We start from the raw sequence: 22,596 nt of genomic DNA, 5'->3' as shown, positions 1-22,596 counted from the left end.
GTGGTTTATGTTACTCAGCGTTATTACTGTTGCCTTCCGTAACCTTGACGGCGTGGTAAAAACCTGGCGTTCGCTGCGCAACCTGGCCCGCGATCCCAGCCTCAGCTTTGAATGGATTGTGGTGGATGGCGGTTCCAACGACGGCACGGCAGAATTTCTCGAAAAACTGAACGGTGAGTTCAACTTACGTTACGTCAGCGAGAAAGACCGCGGTATCTACGATGCGATGAATAAAGGCATCGAGATGGCGCAGGGTCGCTACGCGATCTTCCTCAATTCCGGCGACATTTTTCATGACGACGTGGCGCAGTTTGTACGCCAGCTCGGCAAAGTACAGGGTAACGCCATGATCATCGGCGATGCGTTACTCGATTTTGGTGACGGCAATAAAGTGCGCCGGGCGGCGAAACCGGGCTGGTATATTTATCACAGCCTGCCGGCCAGCCATCAGGCAATTTTCTTTCCCGTCAGCGGATTAAAAACGTACCCGTACGAACTGCAGTACCGCGTCTCGTCAGATTACGCCCTGACCGCCAGAATGTATAAAGCCGGTTATCCGTTTAAACGTCTCCCGGGGCTGGTGTCTGAATTCTCGATGGGCGGCGTGTCAACCTCGAATAATCTTGAATTATGCCAGGACGCCAAAAAAGTGCAGCGCGAAATATTGCGCATGCCGGGTGTGCTCGCGGAATTGTCTTATTTATTGCGTCTGAAAACGACCGGTAAAACAAAAGCCTTATATAACAAAGCCTGAATATAAGGAAACACGATGCAGGAATTAAGTGGCTTCTCTGTGCCAAAAGGATTTCGTGGCGCAGGCGGTATTAAGGTGCAGTTATGGTGGGCAGTTCAGGCAACGTTATTTGCCTGGTCGCCGCAAATAATGTACCGCTGGCGCGCCTTTTTATTACGTCTGTTTGGCGCAAAAATCGGAAAAAACGTAGTGATTCGCCCGTCGGTAAAAATTACTTACCCGTGGAAATTAACCTTAGGGGATAACGCCTGGGTGGGTGACGAGGCGGTGTTATATACGCTGGGTGATATTTCGATTGGCGCTAATTCGGTCGTGTCGCAGAAGTGTTATCTCTGCACCGGCAGTCACGATTATATGAGTCAACATTTTGATATTAATGCGCAACCCATCACCCTGGGTGAGAAATGCTGGCTGGCGACCGATGTTTTTGTCGCGCCCGGTGTTTCCATTGGCGATGGCACCGTTGTTGGTGCGCGCAGCAGTGTTTTTAAATCGCTTCCGGCAAATAAGCTTTGCCGTGGCAATCCCGCAGTGGTGATACGCGAACGCGTTGAAACTGAATAACTTCTGATAAGTCTGGAGAAAATAAACATGTCTAAAGTCGCTCTCATCACCGGCGTTACCGGACAGGATGGTTCTTATCTGGCGGAACTCCTGCTGGAAAAAGGCTACGAAGTGCACGGAATCAAACGTCGTGCCTCCTCGTTTAACACCGAGCGCGTGGATCATATCTACCAGGATCCACATGCAGCAAACCCGAAATTCCACCTGCACTACGGTGACCTGACCGACAGCTCCAACCTGACCCGTATCCTGCAGGAAGTGCAGCCGGATGAGGTCTACAACCTGGGCGCGATGAGCCACGTAGCGGTCTCCTTCGAATCCCCGGAATACACCGCCGACGTGGATGCGATGGGTACCCTGCGTCTGCTGGAAGCGATTCGCTTCCTCGGTCTGGAGAAGAAGACCCGTTTCTATCAGGCGTCTACCTCCGAGCTGTATGGCCTGGTGCAGGAAACCCCGCAGAAAGAGACCACCCCGTTCTACCCGCGCTCTCCGTATGCCGTAGCTAAGATGTACGCCTACTGGATCACCGTGAACTACCGCGAATCCTATGGCATCTACGCCTGTAACGGTATTCTGTTCAACCACGAATCCCCGCGCCGCGGCGAAACCTTCGTGACCCGTAAAATAACCCGCGCCATCGCCAACATTGCCCAGGGTCTGGAATCCTGCCTGCACCTCGGCAACATGGACTCCCTGCGTGACTGGGGCCATGCCAAAGACTACGTGAAAATGCAGTGGATGATGCTGCAGCAGGAAAAACCTGAAGACTTCGTGATCGCCACCGGCGTGCAGTACTCCGTGCGTCAGTTCGTTGAGATGGCGGCAGCCCAGCTGGGTATCAAGCTGCGCTTCGAAGGCACCGGCGTGGAAGAGAAGGGTATCGTGGTCTCCGTGACCGGCCATGACGCACCGGGTGTGAAGCCGGGCGATGTGATTGTCCAGGTTGACCCGCGCTACTTCCGTCCTGCTGAAGTGGAAACCCTGCTCGGCGACCCAAGCAAAGCGCACGAAAAACTGGGCTGGAAGCCGGAAATCACCCTCCAGGAGATGGTATCCGAGATGGTTGCCCACGATCTTGAAGCGGCGAAGAAACACTCCCTGCTCAAGTCCCATGGCTACGAGGTTGCCATCGCGCTGGAGTCCTGAGTATGAGCAAACAACGAATTTTTGTTGCCGGTCATCGCGGAATGGTGGGTTCCGCGATTGTTCGCCAGCTGGAACAGCGCGGCAACGTCGAACTGGTCGTTCGCAACCGTGATGAACTGAATCTGCTCGATGCGGGCGCGGTACAGGCATTTTTTGCCGAGCAGCGCATCGACCAGGTCTATCTGGCGGCGGCAAAAGTGGGCGGCATTGTCGCCAACAACACTTATCCGGCAGATTTCATCTACGAAAACATGATGATCGAGAGCAACATCATTCACGCTGCGCATCTGCATAACGTGAACAAGCTGCTGTTCCTCGGCTCATCCTGTATCTACCCGAAGATGGCCAAACAGCCCATCGCCGAGAGCGAGCTGCTGCAGGGCACGCTGGAAGCGACCAACGAGCCCTACGCCATCGCCAAGATTGCCGGGATCAAGCTGTGCGAATCCTATAACCGCCAGTACGGTCGCGACTATCGCTCGGTGATGCCGACCAACCTGTACGGCCCGAACGATAACTTCCACCCGAGCAACTCGCACGTGATCCCGGCGCTGCTGCGTCGTTTTCACGAGGCGACCGTCAGCAACGCACCGGAAGTGGTGGTGTGGGGCAGCGGTACGCCGATGCGCGAGTTCCTGCATGTGGATGACATGGCTGCCGCCAGCATTCACGTGATGGAGCTGGCACGCGAGGTCTGGCAGGAGAACACCGAGCCGATGCTGTCGCACATCAACGTTGGCACCGGAGTGGACTGCACTATCCGCGAGCTGGCCGAGACTATCGCTCAGGTGGTGGGATATAAGGGCCGCGTGGCCTTCGATGCCAGCAAACCCGACGGCACGCCGCGCAAGCTGCTGGATGTGACCCGTCTGCATCAGCTGGGCTGGTTCCACGAGGTGACGCTGGCGCAGGGGCTGGCCAGTACATACCAGTGGTTCCTGGAAAACCAGCAGCGGTTCCGGGGGTAGATATGTTTTTAAGTCAGGAAGATTTTGCCACTGTGGTGCGTTCCACTCCGCTTATCTCCATCGATCTGGTGGTGGAGAACGAGCGGGGCGAGTTCCTGCTCGGGCAACGCACCAACCGTCCGGCGCAGGGCTACTGGTTCGTGCCGGGCGGGCGAGTGCAGAAAGACGAGACGCTGGAAAATGCCTTTGCCCGTCTGACACAGGCGGAGCTGGGGCTGCGTCTGCCGATGACGGCGGGGCAGTTCTACGGGGTCTGGCAGCACTTCTATGACGACAACTTTTCCGGCACCGGTTTCACCACCCACTACGTGGTGCTGGGCTATCGCCTGAAGGTGAATGAGGCAGACCTGCGTCTGCCTGATTCTCAGCATGACGACTACCGCTGGCTGACGCCTGAACAGCTTCTGGCCAGCGATAACGTGCATGACAACAGCCGGGCCTACTTCCTGGATCAGTCAGGGGTGCCGGGCTTATGAAAATTTTGGTGTACGGCATTAACTACTCCCCGGAGCTCACCGGTATCGGCAAATACACCGGCGAGATGGTGGAGTGGATGGCCAGCCAGGGGCACGAGGTGCGGGTCATTACGGCCCCGCCTTATTACCCTGAATGGCAGGTGGGCGAAAATTATTCAAACTGGCGCTATCGTCGCGAAGAGGGGGCTGCCACCGTCTGGCGCTGCCCGCTGTATGTGCCGAAACAGCCATCGACCTTAAAGCGTTTGATTCATCTGGGCAGCTTTGCCCTGAGCAGTTTCTTCCCGCTGATGGCGCAACGTCGCTGGAAGCCGGATCGCATTATTGGCGTGGTGCCGACCCTGTTTTGCACCCCAGGCATGCGCCTGCTGGGCAAGCTCTCCGGGGCCCGCACTCTGCTGCACATTCAGGATTATGAAGTGGACGCCATGCTCGGTCTGGGTATGGCGGGCAAAGGCAAGGGCGGCAAAGTCGCGAAACTGGCCAGCGCCTTTGAGCGCAGCGGCCTGCATAACGTGGATTACGTCTCGACCATCTCCCGCTCGATGATGAACAAAGCGCAGGAGAAGGGCGTGGCGGCGGAGAAGGTGATCTTCTTCCCTAACTGGTCGGAAGTGGCGCGTTTTCGCGACGTCACATCTGACGACGCAGCAGCGCTGCGCGCACAGCTGGGTCTGGCTGAGGCGCAAAAGATTGTTCTCTATTCCGGCAATATCGGTGAGAAGCAAGGGCTGGAGAGCGTCATCGACGCTGCCGCCGCGCTCAGCGATAAGCCCTTGCAGTTTGTGATTGTCGGCCAGGGTGGCGGTAAAGCGCGGCTGGAGAAAATGGCCCGCGAGCGCGGCCTGCATAACATTCAGTTCTTCCCGCTGCAGTCTTACGACGCCTTACCGGCGCTGCTGAAGATGGCCGACTGCCATCTGGTGATACAGAAGCGCGGCGCGGCGGATGCGGTCCTGCCCTCCAAGCTGACCAACATTCTGGCAGTGGGCGGCAACGCGGTGATCACTGCCGAAGCCCACACCGAGCTGGGCCAGCTGTGTGACAACCTGCCGGGGATCGCCGTCTGCGTGGAGCCCGAGTCGGTACCCGCCCTGATAGAGGGGATCGAACAGGCGCTGAACATGCCCAAAGAGAACAGGGTAGCCCGTGACTATGCGGAACGCACGCTCGAGAAAGAGAACGTGCTGAGCCAGTTTATTGCAGATATTCGGGGATAAATCATGAGTAAAAATACGTTGTACCCGGTGGTGATGGCAGGTGGCTCTGGCAGCCGGTTGTGGCCGCTCTCCCGCGTGCTCTATCCAAAACAGTTCCTCTGCCTGAAAGGGGAACTCACCATGCTGCAGACCACGGTCAACCGCCTGAACGGCGTGATGTGTGAAAGCCCGGTGGTGATCTGTAACGAACAGCACCGCTTTATCGTCGCCGAGCAGCTGCGTCAGCTGAACAAGCTGACCGAAAATATCATTCTGGAACCTGCCGGACGTAACACCGCCCCGGCCATCGCCCTGGCGGCGCTGGCCGCCCAGCGCAGCAGCCCGGATTGCGATCCGCTGATGCTGGTGCTGGCCGCGGATCATGTGATCCAGCAGGAAGAGGCGTTCCGCGAGGCCGTGCGTTCAGCCATTCCATATGCCGAAAGCGGCAAGCTGGTCACCTTCGGCATCGTGCCGGATATGCCGGAAACCGGCTATGGTTACATTCGCCGTGGCAACGTGACGCCGGGTGAGGGGGACAACCTCGCCTTTGACGTAGCGCAGTTTGTCGAAAAACCGAATCTGGAAACCGCCCAGGCCTATGTCGCCAGCGGCGAGTATTACTGGAACAGCGGCATGTTCCTGTTCCGCGCCGGACGTTATCTGGAAGAGCTGCGGAAGTACCGCCCGGATATTCTGGACGCCTGCGAAAAAGCGATGGCTACCGTTGACCCGGATCTGGACTTTATCCGCGTTGACGAAGCCGCGTTCCTCGCCTGCCCGGATGAATCCGTGGATTACGCGGTAATGGAACAGACGGCTGATGCGGTGGTGGTGCCGATGGATGCCGGCTGGAGCGATGTGGGCTCCTGGTCCTCGCTGTGGGAAATCAGCAACCAGACGCCGGAAGGCAACGTTCATCACGGGGATGTGATCAGCCATAAAACGGAAAACAGCTACGTCTACGCTGAATCCGGACTGGTGACCACCGTCGGGGTGAAGGACCTGGTGGTGGTCCAGACCAAAGACGCGGTGCTGATTGCCGATCGCAACGCGGTGCAGGACGTCAAAAAAGTGGTCGAGCAGATCAAAGCCGATGGCCGCCATGAGCACCACATTCACCGCGAAGTGTACCGTCCTTGGGGCAAATACGACTCCATCGACGAGGGCGATCGCTATCAGGTTAAACGCATCACCGTGAAACCGGGCGAGGGGCTGTCGGTGCAGATGCATCATCATCGCGCCGAGCACTGGGTGGTGGTGGCGGGAACTGCCAAAGTGACCATCAACGATGTGGTGACGCTGCTGGGTGAAAACGAATCCATTTACATCCCGCTGGGGGCGACCCACTGCCTAGAAAACCCGGGGAAAATCCCACTCGATCTGATTGAAGTGCGCTCCGGTTCGTATCTGGAAGAGGACGATATCGTTCGCTTCGAGGATCGCTACGGGCGGGTTTAGCCCCTGAGCGTGGCTTGCCGGATGCGCGTTGCTTATCCGGCCTACGAATGACGCAAAACAATAAATTAAATTGGCCCTGTCCGGGTCGGGCCAACTGTTGCCTGAATAAGGGGTAATGATGCAAAAATTAACCTGTTTTAAAGCCTACGATATTCGCGGCAAGCTCGGTGAAGAGCTGAATGAAGACATTGCGTGGCGCATTGGCCGCGCGTACGGCGAATATTTAAAGCCAAAGACCATTGTACTGGGCGGCGACGTGCGTCTGACCAGTGAAGCCCTGAAGCTGGCCCTGGCGAAAGGGCTGCAGGACGCGGGCGTTGACGTGCTGGATATCGGTTTGTCCGGTACCGAAGAGATCTATTTCGCCACCTTCCATTTAGGTGTCGACGGCGGGATTGAAGTGACCGCCAGCCATAACCCGATGGACTACAACGGCATGAAGCTGGTACGCGAGGGTGCTCGCCCGATCAGCGGCGATACCGGCCTGCGCGACGTTCAGCGTCTGGCGGAAGCCAACGATTTCCCGCCGGTGAACGAGGCGAAGCGTGGCAGCTATAAAAAGATTGATCTCCGCGATGCCTATATCGACCACCTGCTGGGCTACATCAACCTGGCGAACCTCAAGCCGCTGAAGCTGGTGATCAACTCCGGCAACGGCGCGGCAGGCCCGGTGGTGGATGCTCTGGAAGCCCGCTTTAAAGCGCTTAACGTGCCGGTGACCTTCGTTAAAGTCCACAACACCCCGGACGGCACCTTCCCGAACGGTATTCCAAACCCGCTGCTGCCGGAGTGCCGGGCCGATACCCGCAATGCGGTGATTGAGCACGGCGCGGACATGGGCATCGCCTTTGACGGCGACTTCGACCGCTGCTTCCTGTTCGATGAAAAAGGGCAGTTTATCGAGGGCTACTACATTGTCGGCCTGCTGGCTGAAGCCTTCCTCGAGAAAAACCCCGGCTCGCGCATCATTCACGACCCGCGTCTCTCCTGGAACACGGTGGATGTGGTGGCCGCAGCAGGCGGCACGCCGGTGATGTCGAAAACTGGCCATGCCTTTATCAAAGAGCGGATGCGCGAAGAAGATGCCATTTACGGCGGCGAGATGAGCGCCCATCACTACTTCCGTGATTTTGCCTACTGCGACAGCGGGATGATCCCGTGGCTGCTGGTCACTGAACTGCTGTGCCTGAAGGGCCAGACGCTGGGTGAGCTGGTGCGTGACCGCATGGCGGCCTTCCCGGCGAGCGGGGAGATCAACAGCACGCTCGCAGCCCCGGCCGAGGCGATTGCCCGCGTGGAGAACCATTTCGCTCTGCACGCGCTGGAGATCGACCGCACCGACGGGATCAGCATGACCTTCCCCCAGTGGCGCTTCAATTTACGCTCGTCGAACACCGAGCCGGTGGTGCGCCTGAACGTGGAATCCCGCGCCGATGCGGCGCTGATGGCGGCGCGAACGCAGGACATTATGGCGCTGTTGAATCAGTAATCCTTGCCCCTCTCCCGACGGGGGAGGGGCCCCTGAAACAGGAACAACGATGACAAATCTAAAAAAGCGCGAGCGAGCCAAAACGAATGCATCGTTAATCTCTATGGTGCAGCGTTTTTCTGATATCACCATCATGTTCGGTGGCTTGTGGATGGTGTGTAAACTCAGCGGGCTGCCCTTCCTCTACATGCACCTGCTGATGGCGCTGATCGCGCTGGTAGTCTTCCAGATGATCGGCGGCATGACTGACTTCTACCGTTCATGGCGTGGCGTCAAGATCACCACCGAGCTGCTGCTGCTGTTGCAGAACTGGACTCTAAGCCTGGTCTTCAGCTTCGGGCTGGTAGCCTTCAACAACGACTTTGATAATCGCTTTGCCACCTATTTTGCCTGGTACCTGCTCACCAGCGTGGGGATGGTGGTCTGCCGATCGCTGATCCGCTACGGTGCGGGCTGGCTGCGTAACCGCGGCTACAATACCCGCCGGGTGGCAGTGGCCGGGAGCATGCCCGCCGGTCTGGCGCTGCTCGACGGTTTTCGTAAAGAGCCGTGGCTGGGGTTTGACGTGGTCGGGGTCTATCACGACGCGCAGCCCGGTGGCGTATCGGCTGATTGGGCCGGGAACTACTCCCAGCTGGTTGACGATGCCAAAGCCGGCAAGATCCACAACGTCTATATCGCCATGCCGATGAGTGACGAGGCCAGAATCAAAACCCTGATGCGCAAACTGGCGGACACCACCTGCTCGGTGATCCTGATCCCTGATGTCTTCACCTTTAACATCCTGCATTCCCGCATTGAAGAGGTGAACGGCGTGCCGGTGGTGCCGCTGTATGACACCCCGCTCTCCGGTCTCAACCGGGTGCTGAAGCGCGTGGAGGATATCGTCCTCTCATCCCTGATCCTGCTGCTGATCTCCCCGGTGCTCTGTGCCATTGCCCTGGCGGTGAAAATCACCTCAAAAGGGCCGGTGATCTTCCGCCAGACCCGCTACGGTATGGACGGTAAGCCGATTATGGTGTGGAAATTCCGTTCCATGAAGGTGATGGAGAACGACGAGGTAGTGACCCAGGCGACGCAAAACGATCCGCGCGTCACCCGCGTCGGTAACTTCCTGCGCCGTACCTCCCTCGACGAACTGCCGCAGTTTATTAATGTATTAACCGGGGGCATGTCGATTGTCGGCCCGCGTCCGCACGCCGTGGCCCATAACGAGCAGTATCGCGCCCTGATTGAAGGCTACATGCTGCGCCACAAAGTGAAACCGGGCATCACCGGCTGGGCGCAGATTAATGGCTGGCGCGGCGAAACCGACACCCTGGAGAAGATGGAAAAACGCATTGAGTTCGACCTGGAGTACATCCGCGAGTGGAGCCTCTGGTTCGATATCAAAATTGTGTTTCTTACCGTCTTCAAGGGCTTTGTGAACAAAGCGGCGTATTAACATGAGCTTACGTGAAAAAACCCTCAGCGGGGCAAAGTGGTCGGCTATCGCCACGGTGATCATCATCGGCCTCGGGCTGGTGCAGATGACGGTGCTGGCGCGCATTATCGATAATCACCAGTTTGGCCTGCTGACCGTCTCGCTGGTGATTATCGCTCTCGCCGATACGCTGTCGGATTTCGGCATCGCCAACTCGATTATTCAGCGCAAGGAGATCAGCCACCTGGAGCTGACCACCCTCTACTGGCTGAACGTCGGACTCGGGATTGTGGTGTTCGTGGCGTTGTTTCTGCTGAGCGATGCCATCGCTGGCGCACTGAACAACCCGGAGCTGGCCCCGCTGATGCGCGCCTTGTCGTTTGCGTTTGTGGTGATCCCGCACGGGCAGCAGTTCCGCGCGCTGATGCAAAAGGAGCTGGAGTTCAGCAAAATCGGCATGATTGAAACCAGCGCCGTGCTGGCCGGGTTTACCTTTACCGTGGTCAGCGCCCACTTCTGGCCGCTGGCGATGACCGCCATCCTTGGTTATCTGGTCAACTCCGCTGTACGTACACTGCTGTTCGGCTTCTTTGGTCGCAAGATTTACCGCCCTGGCTTCCACTTCTCGCTCAAATCGGTGTCATCCAACCTGCGCTTCGGCGCCTGGCTGACCGCCGACAGCATCATCAACTACGTGAACACCAACCTCTCGACGCTGGTGCTGGCGCGCATCCTCGGCGCCAGCGTGGCGGGGGGCTATAACCTGGCGTACAACGTGGCGGTGGTGCCGCCGATGAAGCTCAACCCGATCATCACCCGCGTGCTGTTCCCGGCCTTTGCCAAAATTCAGGACGACACTGAAAAGCTGCGGATTAACTTCTACAAGCTGTTGTCGGTGGTGGGGATCATTAACTTCCCGACCCTGCTGGGGCTGATGGTGGTCTCCGGCAATCTGGTGCCGTTGGTGTTCGGCGAAAAGTGGGTCAGCATTGTGCCGATCCTGCAGCTGCTGTGCGTAGTGGGCCTGCTGCGCTCCGTTGGTAACCCAATCGGTTCCCTGCTGATGGCCAAAGCACGCGTCGATATCAGCTTCAAATTTAATGTGTTTAAAACATTCCTGTTTATTCCGGCGATCGTCATCGGCGGCCATCTGGCCGGCGCGATGGGGGTGACGCTGGGCTTCCTGCTGGTGCAAATCATTAACACCGTGCTGAGCTACTTTGTGATGATTAAACCGGTGCTGGGCTCCAGCTATCGGCAGTACATCCTGAGCCTGTGGCTACCGTTTTACCTGTCGCTGCCGACGCTGGCGGTGAGCTATGGCTTAGGGCTAGCCCTCAACGGCCATCTGCCGCTGGCGGCGCTGCTGGCGGTGCAGATTGCTGCAGGTGCGCTGGCCTTCGCGGTGATGATTGTGCTGTCGCGTAATGCGCTGGTGGTGGAGATCAAACGTCAGTTCTGCCGCAACGAAAAGATTAAAACACTGCTTCGCGCAGGCTAATTTTAAGAGGTCATTATGAAATTACTGATTCTGGGCAACCATACCTGTGGTAACCGTGGTGACAGCGCCATCCTGCGCGGCCTGCTGGATGCCATTTACGCTCTGTCGCCGGAGACTGAAGTCGATGTGATGAGCCGCTACCCGGTGAGCTCCTCCTGGCTGCTGAACCGCCCGGTGATGGGCGATCCGCTCTACAGCCAGATGAAACAGCACAACAACGCTGCCGGCGTAATGGGCCGGGTGAAAAAGGTGCTGCGCCGCCGCTATCAGCACCAGGTGCTGCTCTCCCGCGTGACCGACACCGGCAAGCTGCGCAACATCGCCATCGCCCAGGGCTTTACCGATTTTGTCCGTCTGCTCTCCGGCTACGACGCCATCATTCAGGTGGGCGGCTCCTTCTTCGTTGACCTCTACGGCGTGCCGCAGTTCGAGCATGCGCTCTGTACCTTTATGGCGAAAAAGCCGCTGTTTATGGTCGGCCACAGCGTCGGGCCATTCCAGGATCCACAGTTCAACCAGCTGGCAAACTATGTGTTTGGCCACTGCGATGCTCTGATCCTGCGTGAGTCGGTAAGTCTGAATCTGATGCAGCGCAGCGAGATTGACACCACCAAAGTAGAGCAGGGGGTGGACACCGCCTGGCTGGTGGATCATCAGGAGGCGAACTTTACCCCCAGTTATGCGGTGCAGCACTGGCTGAACGTGGTGGGTCAGCAGAAGACGGTCGCCATCACCCTGCGCGAACTGGCTCCGTTCGACAAACGTCTGGGTACCACTCAGGCAGCCTACGAAAAGGCTTTTGCCGAGGTGGTGAACCGGGTGCTGGATAGCGGCTATCAGGTGCTGGCGCTCTCCACCTGTACCGGGATCGACAGCTACAACAAAGATGACCGCATGGTGGCGCTGAATCTGCGCCAGCACGTCAGCGATCCGTCGCGCTATCACGTGGTGATGGACGAACTCAACGACCTGGAGATGGGCAAACTGCTGGGCGCCTGCGATCTGACGGTGGGTACCCGTCTGCATTCGGCAATCATCTCCATGAACTTTGGCACCCCGGCCATTGCCATCAACTACGAACACAAGTCTGCCGGGATCATGCAGCAGCTGGGGATGCCGGAGATGGCGGTGGATATTCGCCATCTGCTGGATGGCTCCCTGGGCGCGATGGTGGGCGACACCCTCGGCCAGCTGCCGGCCATCAACGAACGCCTGGCGGTGGCGGTGAAAGCCGAACGTGAGAACGGCATCAGGATGGTGAAATCGGTGCTGGATCGGGTCGGGGAGGGCAAATGAAGGTTGGTTTCTTCTTACTGAAATTCCCGCTGTCGTCCGAAACTTTTGTGCTTAACCAGATCACTGCGTTTATTGATATGGGTTATGACGTGGAGATTGTCGCCCTGCAGAAGGGCGACACACAAAATACCCACGCCGCCTGGACCCAATATGACCTGGCCAGCAAAACCTGCTGGCTGCAGGATGAGCCGCAGGGCAAGCTGGCGAAACTGAGCTATCGCGCCCGCCAGACCCTGCGCGGGCTGCATCGCCCGGGTACCTGGAAGGCGCTGAACGTCTCCCGCTATGGCGCCGAGTCGCGCAATCTGATCCTCTCCGCTATCTGCGGTCAGACGGCACAGCCCTGGCGTGCGGATGTGTTTATCGCCCATTTCGGCCCGGCAGGGGTGACGGCGGCCAAACTGCGTGAGTTGGGCGTTATCGAGGGCAAAATCGCCACCGTCTTTCACGGGATCGATATCTCCAGCCGCGACGTGCTGAACCATTACACCCCGGAATATCAACGCCTGTTTCAGCGCGGCGATATGATGCTGCCGATCAGCGATCTCTGGGCCGGGCGACTCAAAAGCATGGGCTGCCCGCCCGAGAAAATCACCGTCTCACGCATGGGTGTGGATATGCAGCGCTTCACCCAACGTCCGGTTAAAGCCCCGGGAAGCCCGCTGGAAATTATCTCGGTAGCGCGCCTGACAGAGAAAAAAGGGCTGCATGTGGCGATCGAGGCCTGCCGCCAGCTTAAAGAGCGTGGGGTGGCGTTTCGCTATCGCATCCTCGGCATTGGCCCCTGGGAGCGGCGCCTGCGTACTCTGATCGAACAGTATGGGCTGGAAGCCCATGTTGAGATGCCCGGGTTCAAGCCCAGCCATGAAGTCAAAGCCATGCTCGATGCCGCGGATGTGTTCTTACTTCCGTCAGTCACCGGCGCGGATGGCGACATGGAGGGCATTCCGGTGGCGCTGATGGAGGCGATGGCGGTGGGGATCCCGGTGGTCTCCACGGTGCACAGCGGCATTCCCGAGCTGATCGAGCCAGGCCACTCCGGCTGGCTGGTGGAAGAGAACAACCCGGAAGCACTGGCCGGACAGCTGGAGCGCTTTGCCACGCTTGACGATCGGGCGCTCTCACCGGTGCTGCACAATGCGCGCCGGAAAGTAGAGACCGATTTCAATCAACACCTGATTAACCGGCAGTTAGCCACTCTGCTTCAGACGCTTTAAAAAGGGAGGCGATATGCCGAAAGAGATAACGCGACGCGCGTTTGTCACCACCTGTTCCGTCCTGGCTGCTGCATCGCTGACAGGCGTGCGGGCGGCCACGACCAGCAGCACGGTCGATATCAGCCGCTATAACCATCGTGACTGGATCGCGGCGTTCAAAAAGGCCTTTACCGACGGCGATACCGTGGTGGTGCCCGCCGGGCTGACCTGCGACAACATCAACACCGCCATTTTTATCCCCGAAGGCAAAACCCTGCGCATCCGCGGCGCGCTGACCGGCAACGGACGCGGGCGGCTGGTACTGCAGGATGGCAGTAAAGTCATTGGCGAAGGGAAAGGGCGCAGCGAAAACATCACCCTCGACGTCCGCGGCTCCGACTGCGTGATCCAGGGGCTGGCGATGAGCGGTTATGGCCCGGTGACCCAGATTTACATCGGCGGTAAAAAGCCGCGAGTGATGCGCAACCTGCTGATCGACAACCTGCGGGTGACCAAAGCCAACTATGCGATCCTGCGTCAGGGATTCCACAACCAGGTGGATGGCGCCAAAATCACCAACTGCCACTTCAGCTATTTGCAGGGCGATGCTATTGAGTGGAACGTGGCAATCAACGACCAGAACATCCTGATCTCAGACCATGTTATCGACCATATCGACTGCACCAACGGCAAGATTAACTGGGGGATCGGCATCGGACTGGCCGGCAGCACCTATGACAATGCCTACCCGGAAGACCAGGCGGTGAAGAACTTTGTCGTCGCCAATATCACCGGCAGCAACTGCCGCCAGTTAGTGCATGTCGAGAATGGTAAACACTTTATTATCCGTAATGTAAAAGCCCGAAATATCACCCCGGATTTCAGCAAGAAAGCGGGGATTGATAACGCCACGGTAGCAATATATGGCTGCGATAATTTTGTCATCGATAATGTAGAAATGATCGACAGCGCAGGCATGTTAATTGGTTACGGGGTAATCAAAGGCAACTATTTGTCGATACCGCAGAATTTTCGCCTCAACAATATTCATCTCGATAACCAGAAGCTGGCGCGTAAATTGCGCGGAATACAGATCTCTTCAGGCAATGCCACCTCGTTCGTGGCGATCACTAACCTCGAGATGAAGCGTGCCACCCTGGAGCTGCATAATAAGCCGCAGCATCTTTTTATGCGTAATATCAACGTGATGCAGGATGCTGCTGTCGGGCCCGCCCTGAAGCTGAATTTTGATCTGCGCAAGGATGTGCGTGGGAAATTTATGGCCCGGGAAGAGACGCTGCTCTCCCTGGCGAACATTAACGCGGTTAATGAGAAAGGCCAAAGTTCGGTGGATATCGACCGCATCGATCAGCACACGATTAATACGGAACGGCTGAATTTTAATCTGCCGAAGCGCTAAATATTAACCAGATACCATTTTGCGAAGATTCCTGGAATTTAAGCGCGCGGATTCGGACTGCATCCACTGGTATTCGTCAGGCAGCGGCGTAACATCTACGCCTGATTTGTAGCAAATCGTGCTGGCGAAACCAGGCTAAAGAGCTATAATTCGGCAACCATTTTAAGGTGGAAGAAATATGATTAATTTGAAAGCGGTTATTCCGGTAGCCGGTCTGGGCATGCATATGCTCCCGGCCACAAAAGCCATTCCTAAAGAGATGCTGCCGATCGTTGACAAGCCGATGATTCAGTACATCGTCGACGAGATTGTTGCTGCAGGGATCAAAGAAATCGTTCTGGTAACCCATTCTTCGAAGAATGCGGTGGAAAACCATTTCGACACCTCCTACGAACTTGAAGCCCTTCTGGAGCAGCGCGTTAAGCGTCAGCTGCTGGCGGAAGTGCAGTCCATCTGCCCGCCAGGTGTGACCATCATGAACGTTCGCCAGGCGCAACCGCTTGGTCTCGGTCACTCTATTCTGTGCGCGCGTCCTGTGGTCGGCGATAACCCGTTTGTGGTTGTTCTGCCGGACATTATTCTGGATAACGCCTCTGCCGATCCGCTGCGCTACAACCTTGCAGCCATGGTTGCCCGTTTCAACGAAACCGGCCGCAGCCAGGTGCTGGCGAAGCGCATGAAGGGCGATCTGTCCGAATACTCGGTTATTCAGACCAAAGAGCCGCTGGATTCAGAAGGTCAGGTCAGCCGTATCGTTCAGTTTATTGAGAAACCGGATCAGCCGCAGACGCTCGACTCCGATCTGATGGCCGTGGGTCGCTATGTGCTTAACGCTGAAATCTGGGCTGAGCTGGAGCGTACCGAGCCAGGCGCCTGGGATCGTATTCAGCTGACGGATGCTATCGCAGAACTGGCGAATAAGCAGTCTGTGGACGCCATGCTGATGACCGGTGACAGCTACGACTGCGGTAAGAAAATGGGATACATGCAGGCCTTTGTTCAGTATGGCCTTCGTAACCTGAAAGAAGGGCAGAAGTTCCGGGAAAGCATGAAGAAACTATTAACCAACGATTAACGATTGGTTAGTCGTTGACTAAACGGCAGTGGATCATTCCAGGCTTTCATAGGCCATGAGAATGACACTGCCGTTTTCTTTTTAGATATTTTCTTAAATTTCAGTCAGTTAATCGGTGCTTTTTTGTATTGTTAGCCTGTTTTTTTCCCTTGTTTCTGCTGGCGTTTAAGACGACAATTATTAATTGACTTGAATGCTGATCTGGCGCCATTTTGCCGGGGTCAGGCGACAACATATCTCTCTATTATGAACCACGTTCAGTGCACTGGTAGCTGTTAAGCCAGGGGCGGTAGCGTGTCTGAACTATTCAATCTACGGAAAATAACGCGTGAAAATTCTTGTTACTGGCGGCGCTGGTTTTATCGGCTCTGCGGTTGTCCGACATATTATTCAAAACACCCAGGATTCAGTGGTTAATGTCGATAAATTGACCTACGCCGGTAACCTGGAATCTCTGGCTGATGTGAGCACCAGCCCGCGTTACGCTTTTGAGCATGCTGATATTTGCGATAAAGCAGCGATGGACCGTATTTTTACCGAGCACAAACCTGATGCCGTTATGCATCTGGCGGCAGAAAGTCACGTTGATCGTTCGATTACCGGCCCGGCGGCGTTTATCGAGACCAATATTGTCGGTACCTACGTGCTGCTGGAAGCGGCCCGTGCGTACTGGTCAACGCTTGGCGAAGAGGCGAAGAAAGCCTTCCGTTTCCACCATATCTCCACTGATGAAGTGTATGGCGATCTGCCGCACCCGGACGAACATCCTGCGTCTACGGAGCTGCCGCTGTTCACCGAGACCACGGCCTATGCGCCAAGCAGCCCGTATTCAGCCTCGAAGGCCTCCAGCGATCACCTCGTGCGTGCCTGGTTGCGTACCTACGGGTTCCCGACCATCGTCACAAACTGCTCGAACAACTACGGTCCTTATCATTTCCCGGAAAAACTGATCCCGCTGGTGATCCTGAACGCGTTGGATGGTAAAGCGCTGCCGATTTACGGCAAAGGCGATCAGATCCGCGACTGGCTGTATGTCGAAGATCACGCCCGTGCGCTCTATACCGTGGTGACCCAGGGTAAGCCAGGCGAGACCTATAACATCGGCGGCCATAACGAGAAACAAAACCTCGATGTGGTCCATACCATTTGCGATCTGCTTGATGAAATCGTGCCGAAAGAGGGATCTTATCGCGATCAAATCATCTACGTGACTGACCGTCCGGGTCATGACCGCCGTTATGCCATCGATGCCGATAAGATTAGTCAGACCTTAGGCTGGAAGCCGCAGGAGACCTTTGAGAGCGGGATCCGTAAAACGGTGGAGTGGTATCTGGCCAACACCCAGTGGGTTGAAAACGTTAAAAGCGGCAACTATCAATCCTGGATTGAACAGAACTACGGGGAACGTCAGTAATGAATATCCTTTTGTTCGGTAAAACAGGGCAGGTGGGTTGGGAGCTGCAGCGCTCGCTCGCTCCGCTAGGAAACCTGATTGCCGTCGATGTTCATTCCAGCGAGTATTGCGGCGATTTCAGTAATCCGGAAGGTATTGCTGAAACCGTGCGCCGCATTAAGCCGGATGTCATCGTCAATGCGGCGGCGCACACCGCCGTGGATAAAGCCGAATCTGAGCCCGAATTCGCGCAGTTGCTGAACGCCACAAGCGTGGAAGCCATTGCCAAAGAGGCTGAAAAAATCGGTGCCTGGGTTGTGCACTATTCTACTGATTACGTTTTCCCCGGCGATGGTGAAAATGCGTGGCGGGAAACGGATGCCACTGCACCTTTGAACGTGTATGGCGAAACCAAACTCGCTGGTGAAAAAGCGCTGCAGGAAAATTGTGCCCGCCATTTAATTTTCCGCACCAGCTGGGTTTACGCGGGCAAAGGAAATAACTTTGCCAAAACCATGCTGCGTTTTGCGAAAGAACGCGCGGAGATGTCGGTCATCAACGATCAGTTTGGTGCACCAACAGGCGCTGAACTGTTGGCCGACTGCACGGCGCATGCGATTCGTGTGGCGCTGAAACAACCTGAAGTCGCAGGGCTCTATCACCTGGTTGCAGGTGGCGTGACTACCTGGCACGACTACGCCGCGCTGGTATTTGACGAAGCGCGTAAGGCTGGCATTGAGCTGGCGATGACTAAGCTCAACGCGGTACCTACCAGTGCTTATCCTACCCCTGCACGTCGCCCAAATAACTCCCGTCTGAACACGGAAAAATTCCAGCAAAACTTTGATCTGGTATTACCTCAATGGGATATCGGCGTAAAACGTATGCTGGCTGAGCTGTTTACGACTACTGCGGTCTGACCTTAAATTTAATGCCCGTTTACGGGCATTTTGCATATAAAGAGATGATGAAATGAAAACGCGTAAAGGGATTATTTTAGCCGGTGGCTCAGGAACTCGTCTGTACCCGGTCACTATGGCTGTCAGCAAACAACTGCTGCCGATCTATGACAAGCCGATGATTTACTACCCGCTCTCCACGCTGATGCTGGCGGGTATTCGCGATATTCTGATTATTAGTACCCCTCAGGATACGCCGCGCTTTGAGCAGTTGCTCGGTGATGGCAGTCAGTGGGGCCTGAACCTGCAGTATAAAGTCCAGCCGAGCCCGGATGGTCTGGCGCAGGCGTTTATCCTCGGCGAAGAGTTCATTGGTGAGGACGATTGTGCCCTGGTACTGGGCGACAACATCTTCTATGGCCATGATCTGCCGAAGTTGATGGACTCCGCGGTAAGTAAAGAAAGTGGTGCTACCGTCTTTGCTTATCACGTGAACGATCCTGAGCGTTATGGTGTCGTTGAGTTTGATAAAAACGGTATCGCTGTCAGCCTCGAAGAAAAACCGGTTGAACCAAAAAGTAATTACGCCGTTACGGGGCTCTATTTCTACGACAACAGTGTTGTTGAAATGGCGAAAAGCCTTAAGCCGTCTCCGCGTGGTGAACTGGAAATTACAGACATCAACCGTATTTATATGGAGCAGGGTCGCCTCTCCGTTGCCATGATGGGGCGCGGTTTCGCATGGCTGGATACCGGTACACATCAGAGTCTGATTGAAGCAAGTAACTTTATTGCGACGATTGAAGAACGTCAGGGACTGAAGGTGGCATGTCCGGAAGAGATTGCGTATCGCAAAGGGTTTATTGATGCGGAGCAGGTTAAAGAACTTGCAAAACCTTTAGCGAAGAATGCCTACGGACAGTATTTGCTGAAAATGCTCAAAGGTTACTGATCGCTCAGTATTATGGCTTATCCATTTACTGACGCCGTAGATATTTATCAGATACTTTACCTTGTGGTAAATTTTCTTGTATTAAGTAAAGCTGCTAAGTTCGTATACATAACAAAGAACTACTTTACCTTGCTTAACGTTGTCAAAAGGGGCTTATCGCCCCTTTATTTATTAATATGAGATGATGTAAACGGAATGGGATTAATTAAGAATAGTGTCTGGAATTTAGCGGGGTATGTAATCCCAACGGCAATCGCTATACCGGCAATGGGTTATCTTGCAAGAGTATTAGGCGTCGAGCTTTTCGGTGTCTATACATTAGCTATCGCGATTGTTGGCTATGCTGGCATATTCGATATCGGTTTGACCCGAGCGATAGTGAGAGAGATAGCGGTTTATAGGGGCAACGTCGATGAGCGTAAAAAAATAATATCGACGGCCACTATTTTCTTGTTTTTATTTAGCGTAGCGGGCGCTATTGTTATTTCACTCTGCACACCAAAAATTATTTCTCTTTTAAACATTACTGCTGCTAATCAGAGCGATGTTCAGAGCTCAATTCAGATCCTCGTTTGGACCATTCCCGCATTTTTACTCAACCAGTTGTGGATGTCTATACTTGAGGGTGATGAACGTTTTGCAATATTAAACATCCAGAGAAGCTTTGGCAGTTCGATTATCGCAGGCTTGCCAGCACTTTTTGTACTGTTTTCACCGTCACTCTACTCTGCAATCCTTGGTTTAGCCGTAGGTAGATTGTTGTCATTAATTATTGCATTTGTAATTGTTCGAAATGAAATTATTAATGCCGGCTTTATGTTTTATCGGGAAACATTCCGTAGGATGATTTTCTTCGGAGGATGGATCACTGTCAGCAACATTATTAGCCCGGTAATGGTGTACTTTGACCGATTCGTTATCTCTGGCTCGTTAGGTGCAGACAAGGTGGGCTACTACACTGCCCCTTCAGAAATCGTGTCGCGGTTAGGACTCATTCCTGGCGCTCTATCCAGGGCCGTGTTTCCTAAGCTCAGTGCAGCGAAAACCTATGGTGAATTAAAAAATAATATCAAATTTGCATATCTTGTTATGGGATTAGGTTGCTTGCCCTTAGTGGTGGTACTAATCCTGTTAGCAAAAATAATCATGCATTTATGGCTGGGGGAAGAGTATGCATTGCATTCTCAGACTATTTTCCAGATTTTATTAGTCGGCTTTTTCTTTAACTCTATCGCACAGATCCCCTTCACTGTCATACAATCTCTGGGGAAAGCGAAATATACCGCATTTTTACACTGCCTTGAGGTTGTACCTTATCTGGTCCTGTTATATTTCCTTGTAAATTCTTATGGCGTGCTGGGAGCCGCGTATGCGTGGACTATTCGCGTATTTGTCGATTGCCTTTTACTTATTCTGGTTTCCCGGAAGTGCATAGCGAAACATAGAGGGAAAATATGAGCTATGAAGTTATTCTTGCGACTTACAACGGTGAGCGCTATATCCGAACACAGGTCGAAAGCATCCTTGCGCAGTCAATTAAGCCATCTAGAATTATCATAAGAGACGATGGTTCGACTGATAAAACTCTCTCTGTACTCCAGGAATTACAAAAAGAATCAAATATAGATATTAAGATTATTTCTGACGGTCTTAACCTAGGTTATATTAAAAATTTCGAAAAATTAAGCGAATATGTAGAAGCAGAGTTTGTCTTTTTTTCAGATCAAGATGATATATGGGTTGAAAGTAAAGCAGAAACATTACTGGCAGTATTTACAAGCCGCAGCAAGGCTAATGTTGTTTTTTCCGATGCGTATCTGGTCGATAATGATCTGCAAAAACTTGGGACGCTTTGGGAACATGTCAAATTTACACCTGAAAGTGGTAAGATTAAATTAGAAAAAATCCTGCTCAATAATGTTGTTACCGGTGCTACGATGGCCGTGCGTAAAAGCTTCCTTTTATCAGTTATGCCGTTCCCGGCTAAAATCCCACATGATTATTGGCTCGCAAGCAATGCATGTGCCTCTGGGTCACTGATACCTCTCGATGAAAAGCTCATTTTATATCGCCAGCATGCAAATAATCAAATTGGCGCAAAAAAGAGTTCGTTGACAGATAAGTTCAAAGCCGTATTTGATGCTAATAAAAGAAAAAAAAGAATAGCCCATTATCGAGAAATTTATGACTTAGTGCATGGGCTAGACAAGTTGCAACACAACGCTAATATGAACGACCTTTCTAAAGATATCTTCGACTATTTGAATTGTGTTAATGCCATCTATGGTGGCGCGATATTTGAGGGCGAAACAGGTAAGAGCCTGCCCTCAGCATTACTGAGTCCTGGCTACAGTAAGTACACAACTAAACAGTCTTTCATCAGGGATGTTCTTGATGGAATCATTATTAGAATGAATTTTCATAAGACAATATAAAGCTTTGAGTGTTATTTGAGAACATTTAAATGATCAATACGAAACAAATTTGCGCAATAATAGTAGCCTATAATCCGGTATTAACTGATTTAATACAGACCATAGCTTCGTTAAAGTGTCAGCTATGTGATGTCGTTGTGGTGGATAACAGTCCTTTGGAAATCATGGAACTAAAGGACGCTGGCATCGAATACCGATGGTTAAAAGGTAATAAAGGGATCGCTTTAGCTCAGAATATCGGCATTGAATATTGTGTTGAAAATGGTTATGAGAACGTAATTTTCTTTGATCAGGATAGTAAGATCCCTGACAATTTTATCGAAAATATGCTTCAGTTCGCAATCAACAATAACGCACTTATCTCAGCGCCTGTATTCTATGATGAGGCTCGCGGCTTTGAATATGCAATCACCCATGTCAAGAAAAATGGCTTACGCGAAAAGTTATATTCTCACGGACGAAAAGAAACCTTCACTTCATCCGTAGTTATTTCATCCGGATCGCTGGTGAAAACTTCGTTGTTTGATACCATCGGCATGATGGATGCTTCATTATTTATTGATTATGTTGACACAGAATGGTGTCTTCGCTGTTTTGACCAAAACCATTTGGTATATATAAACCCTAACGCAGTCATGATTCACTCTATCGGCAATTCATCCTTTTCAGTATTTGGATTTTGTGTGCCTGTGCACTCTGCGGCAAGAAGATATTATCGGGTGAGAAATGCGTTCCGTTTGCTACGATATTCCCATGTGCCTAAATTGCTGGCGCTCAGGGAAATTACTTTTTGCGTTGTGCATAGCCTCATCTTGATTTTTCACGAAAAAGATAAGAGAAACTACTTAAAATCATTTATATCAGGTGTCTGGGATGGTATCCGCAATGTAGCTGGTGAAAATCCTCGCACATCTAATATAAAACATAAGTAATTTTGAGATTGTAT

The 22,596-nt window shown here is 53.7% G+C and carries 20 protein-coding genes; all 20 read left to right on the top strand.

The features are described 5' to 3' along the window. Positions 1 to 7 precede the first annotated feature (7 nt). Complete coding sequence (wcaE, locus tag M8318_RS17500) at positions 8 to 754, top strand: colanic acid biosynthesis glycosyltransferase WcaE (protein ID WP_262663716.1); 747 nt, start codon at positions 8 to 10, stop codon at positions 752 to 754. A gap of 15 nt (positions 755 to 769) precedes the next feature. After that, on the top strand, positions 770 to 1,318 hold the full coding sequence (gene wcaF / locus M8318_RS17495; protein WP_166182942.1) for a colanic acid biosynthesis acetyltransferase WcaF: 549 nt from the start codon (positions 770 to 772) through the stop codon (positions 1,316 to 1,318). A 27-nt stretch (positions 1,319 to 1,345) separates the two neighbouring features. Beyond that, positions 1,346 to 2,467 (top strand): GDP-mannose 4,6-dehydratase, encoded by a 1,122-nt coding sequence (gene gmd, locus M8318_RS17490; protein WP_262663715.1) that lies wholly within the window; start codon positions 1,346 to 1,348, stop codon positions 2,465 to 2,467. Between the two features lie 2 nt (positions 2,468 to 2,469). After that, positions 2,470 to 3,435, top strand: a complete 966-nt coding sequence (fcl, locus tag M8318_RS17485; RefSeq protein ID WP_166182941.1) for a GDP-L-fucose synthase — start codon at positions 2,470 to 2,472, stop codon at positions 3,433 to 3,435. A 2-nt stretch (positions 3,436 to 3,437) separates the two neighbouring features. After that, complete coding sequence (locus M8318_RS17480) at positions 3,438 to 3,911, top strand: GDP-mannose mannosyl hydrolase (RefSeq protein ID WP_225758446.1); 474 nt, start codon at positions 3,438 to 3,440, stop codon at positions 3,909 to 3,911. After that, entirely contained in the window at positions 3,908 to 5,131 is a 1,224-nt protein-coding gene (gene wcaI / locus M8318_RS17475; RefSeq protein WP_262663714.1) for a colanic acid biosynthesis fucosyltransferase WcaI, read from the top strand. The genes M8318_RS17480 and wcaI overlap by 4 nt, the downstream gene beginning before the upstream one ends. Before the next feature lie 3 nt (positions 5,132 to 5,134). Further along, the gene (gene cpsB / locus M8318_RS17470) at positions 5,135 to 6,571 is read left to right on the top strand and encodes a mannose-1-phosphate guanyltransferase (RefSeq protein ID WP_106993494.1); all 1,437 of its coding nucleotides are present in this window, start codon (positions 5,135 to 5,137) and stop codon (positions 6,569 to 6,571) included. Positions 6,572 to 6,689: 118 nt separating this feature from the next. Continuing rightward, a complete protein-coding gene (gene cpsG / locus M8318_RS17465) occupies positions 6,690 to 8,060 on the top strand; it encodes a colanic acid biosynthesis phosphomannomutase CpsG (RefSeq protein WP_262663713.1) in 1,371 nt (456 codons plus the stop codon). A 49-nt stretch (positions 8,061 to 8,109) separates the two neighbouring features. Next, a complete protein-coding gene (wcaJ, locus tag M8318_RS17460; protein ID WP_262663712.1) occupies positions 8,110 to 9,504 on the top strand; it encodes an undecaprenyl-phosphate glucose phosphotransferase in 1,395 nt (464 codons plus the stop codon). Between the two features lies 1 nt (position 9,505). Continuing rightward, complete coding sequence (gene wzxC / locus M8318_RS17455; protein WP_262663711.1) at positions 9,506 to 10,984, top strand: colanic acid undecaprenyl disphosphate flippase WzxC; 1,479 nt, start codon at positions 9,506 to 9,508, stop codon at positions 10,982 to 10,984. A 15-nt stretch (positions 10,985 to 10,999) separates the two neighbouring features. After that, on the top strand, positions 11,000 to 12,280 hold the full coding sequence (wcaK, locus tag M8318_RS17450) for a colanic acid biosynthesis pyruvyl transferase WcaK (RefSeq protein WP_156264201.1): 1,281 nt from the start codon (positions 11,000 to 11,002) through the stop codon (positions 12,278 to 12,280). After that, positions 12,277 to 13,497, top strand: a complete 1,221-nt coding sequence (gene wcaL / locus M8318_RS17445; protein WP_262663710.1) for a colanic acid biosynthesis glycosyltransferase WcaL — start codon at positions 12,277 to 12,279, stop codon at positions 13,495 to 13,497. Before wcaK ends, wcaL begins: the two co-directional genes overlap by 4 nt. 13 nt (positions 13,498 to 13,510) lie before the next feature. Beyond that, positions 13,511 to 14,896, top strand: coding sequence for a colanic acid biosynthesis protein WcaM (gene wcaM / locus M8318_RS17440; protein WP_262663709.1), 1,386 nt, complete (start codon positions 13,511 to 13,513; stop codon positions 14,894 to 14,896). A 178-nt stretch (positions 14,897 to 15,074) separates the two neighbouring features. After that, positions 15,075 to 15,971: a GalU regulator GalF gene (gene galF / locus M8318_RS17435; protein ID WP_106993487.1), complete on the top strand. Its 897-nt coding sequence runs from the start codon at positions 15,075 to 15,077 to the stop codon at positions 15,969 to 15,971. A gap of 328 nt (positions 15,972 to 16,299) precedes the next feature. Further along, positions 16,300 to 17,385 (top strand): dTDP-glucose 4,6-dehydratase, encoded by a 1,086-nt coding sequence (gene rfbB / locus M8318_RS17430; RefSeq protein WP_262663708.1) that lies wholly within the window; start codon positions 16,300 to 16,302, stop codon positions 17,383 to 17,385. Further along, positions 17,385 to 18,284, top strand: a complete 900-nt coding sequence (gene rfbD / locus M8318_RS17425; RefSeq protein WP_262663707.1) for a dTDP-4-dehydrorhamnose reductase — start codon at positions 17,385 to 17,387, stop codon at positions 18,282 to 18,284. Before rfbB ends, rfbD begins: the two co-directional genes overlap by 1 nt. 52 nt (positions 18,285 to 18,336) lie before the next feature. Next, entirely contained in the window at positions 18,337 to 19,215 is an 879-nt protein-coding gene (rfbA, locus tag M8318_RS17420; protein WP_262663706.1) for a glucose-1-phosphate thymidylyltransferase RfbA, read from the top strand. A 195-nt stretch (positions 19,216 to 19,410) separates the two neighbouring features. Next, on the top strand, positions 19,411 to 20,673 hold the full coding sequence (locus M8318_RS17415) for a flippase (RefSeq protein ID WP_262663705.1): 1,263 nt from the start codon (positions 19,411 to 19,413) through the stop codon (positions 20,671 to 20,673). Further along, positions 20,670 to 21,650: a glycosyltransferase family 2 protein gene (locus M8318_RS17410; protein ID WP_262663704.1), complete on the top strand. Its 981-nt coding sequence runs from the start codon at positions 20,670 to 20,672 to the stop codon at positions 21,648 to 21,650. The genes M8318_RS17415 and M8318_RS17410 overlap by 4 nt, the downstream gene beginning before the upstream one ends. 29 nt (positions 21,651 to 21,679) lie before the next feature. After that, entirely contained in the window at positions 21,680 to 22,582 is a 903-nt protein-coding gene (locus M8318_RS17405; protein WP_262663703.1) for a rhamnosyltransferase, read from the top strand. The last annotated feature ends 14 nt before the right edge of the window (positions 22,583 to 22,596 follow it).

It is taken from the genome of Leclercia tamurae (genome assembly GCF_025566055.1).
Taxonomy (GTDB): Bacteria; Pseudomonadota; Gammaproteobacteria; order Enterobacterales; family Enterobacteriaceae; genus Enterobacter; species Enterobacter tamurae.
The sequence above is the reverse complement of the archived record's forward strand: the minus strand, read 5'-3'. Positions and strand labels throughout refer to the sequence as shown.

What these genes read in the sequence shown, in the direction of transcription:
- wcaE (WP_262663716.1), top strand. Translation starts at nt 8, where the DNA reads ATGTTACTCAGCGTTATTACTGTTGCCTTCCGTAACCTTGACGGCGTG.
- wcaF (WP_166182942.1), top strand. Translation starts at nt 770, where the DNA reads ATGCAGGAATTAAGTGGCTTCTCTGTGCCAAAAGGATTTCGTGGCGCA.
- gmd (WP_262663715.1), top strand. Translation starts at nt 1,346, where the DNA reads ATGTCTAAAGTCGCTCTCATCACCGGCGTTACCGGACAGGATGGTTCT.
- fcl (WP_166182941.1), top strand. Translation starts at nt 2,470, where the DNA reads ATGAGCAAACAACGAATTTTTGTTGCCGGTCATCGCGGAATGGTGGGT.
- M8318_RS17480 (WP_225758446.1), top strand. Translation starts at nt 3,438, where the DNA reads ATGTTTTTAAGTCAGGAAGATTTTGCCACTGTGGTGCGTTCCACTCCG.
- wcaI (WP_262663714.1), top strand. Translation starts at nt 3,908, where the DNA reads ATGAAAATTTTGGTGTACGGCATTAACTACTCCCCGGAGCTCACCGGT.
- cpsB (WP_106993494.1), top strand. Translation starts at nt 5,135, where the DNA reads ATGAGTAAAAATACGTTGTACCCGGTGGTGATGGCAGGTGGCTCTGGC.
- cpsG (WP_262663713.1), top strand. Translation starts at nt 6,690, where the DNA reads ATGCAAAAATTAACCTGTTTTAAAGCCTACGATATTCGCGGCAAGCTC.
- wcaJ (WP_262663712.1), top strand. Translation starts at nt 8,110, where the DNA reads ATGACAAATCTAAAAAAGCGCGAGCGAGCCAAAACGAATGCATCGTTA.
- wzxC (WP_262663711.1), top strand. Translation starts at nt 9,506, where the DNA reads ATGAGCTTACGTGAAAAAACCCTCAGCGGGGCAAAGTGGTCGGCTATC.
- wcaK (WP_156264201.1), top strand. Translation starts at nt 11,000, where the DNA reads ATGAAATTACTGATTCTGGGCAACCATACCTGTGGTAACCGTGGTGAC.
- wcaL (WP_262663710.1), top strand. Translation starts at nt 12,277, where the DNA reads ATGAAGGTTGGTTTCTTCTTACTGAAATTCCCGCTGTCGTCCGAAACT.
- wcaM (WP_262663709.1), top strand. Translation starts at nt 13,511, where the DNA reads ATGCCGAAAGAGATAACGCGACGCGCGTTTGTCACCACCTGTTCCGTC.
- galF (WP_106993487.1), top strand. Translation starts at nt 15,075, where the DNA reads ATGATTAATTTGAAAGCGGTTATTCCGGTAGCCGGTCTGGGCATGCAT.
- rfbD (WP_262663707.1), top strand. Translation starts at nt 17,385, where the DNA reads ATGAATATCCTTTTGTTCGGTAAAACAGGGCAGGTGGGTTGGGAGCTG.
- rfbA (WP_262663706.1), top strand. Translation starts at nt 18,337, where the DNA reads ATGAAAACGCGTAAAGGGATTATTTTAGCCGGTGGCTCAGGAACTCGT.
- M8318_RS17415 (WP_262663705.1), top strand. Translation starts at nt 19,411, where the DNA reads ATGGGATTAATTAAGAATAGTGTCTGGAATTTAGCGGGGTATGTAATC.
- M8318_RS17410 (WP_262663704.1), top strand. Translation starts at nt 20,670, where the DNA reads ATGAGCTATGAAGTTATTCTTGCGACTTACAACGGTGAGCGCTATATC.
- M8318_RS17405 (WP_262663703.1), top strand. Translation starts at nt 21,680, where the DNA reads ATGATCAATACGAAACAAATTTGCGCAATAATAGTAGCCTATAATCCG.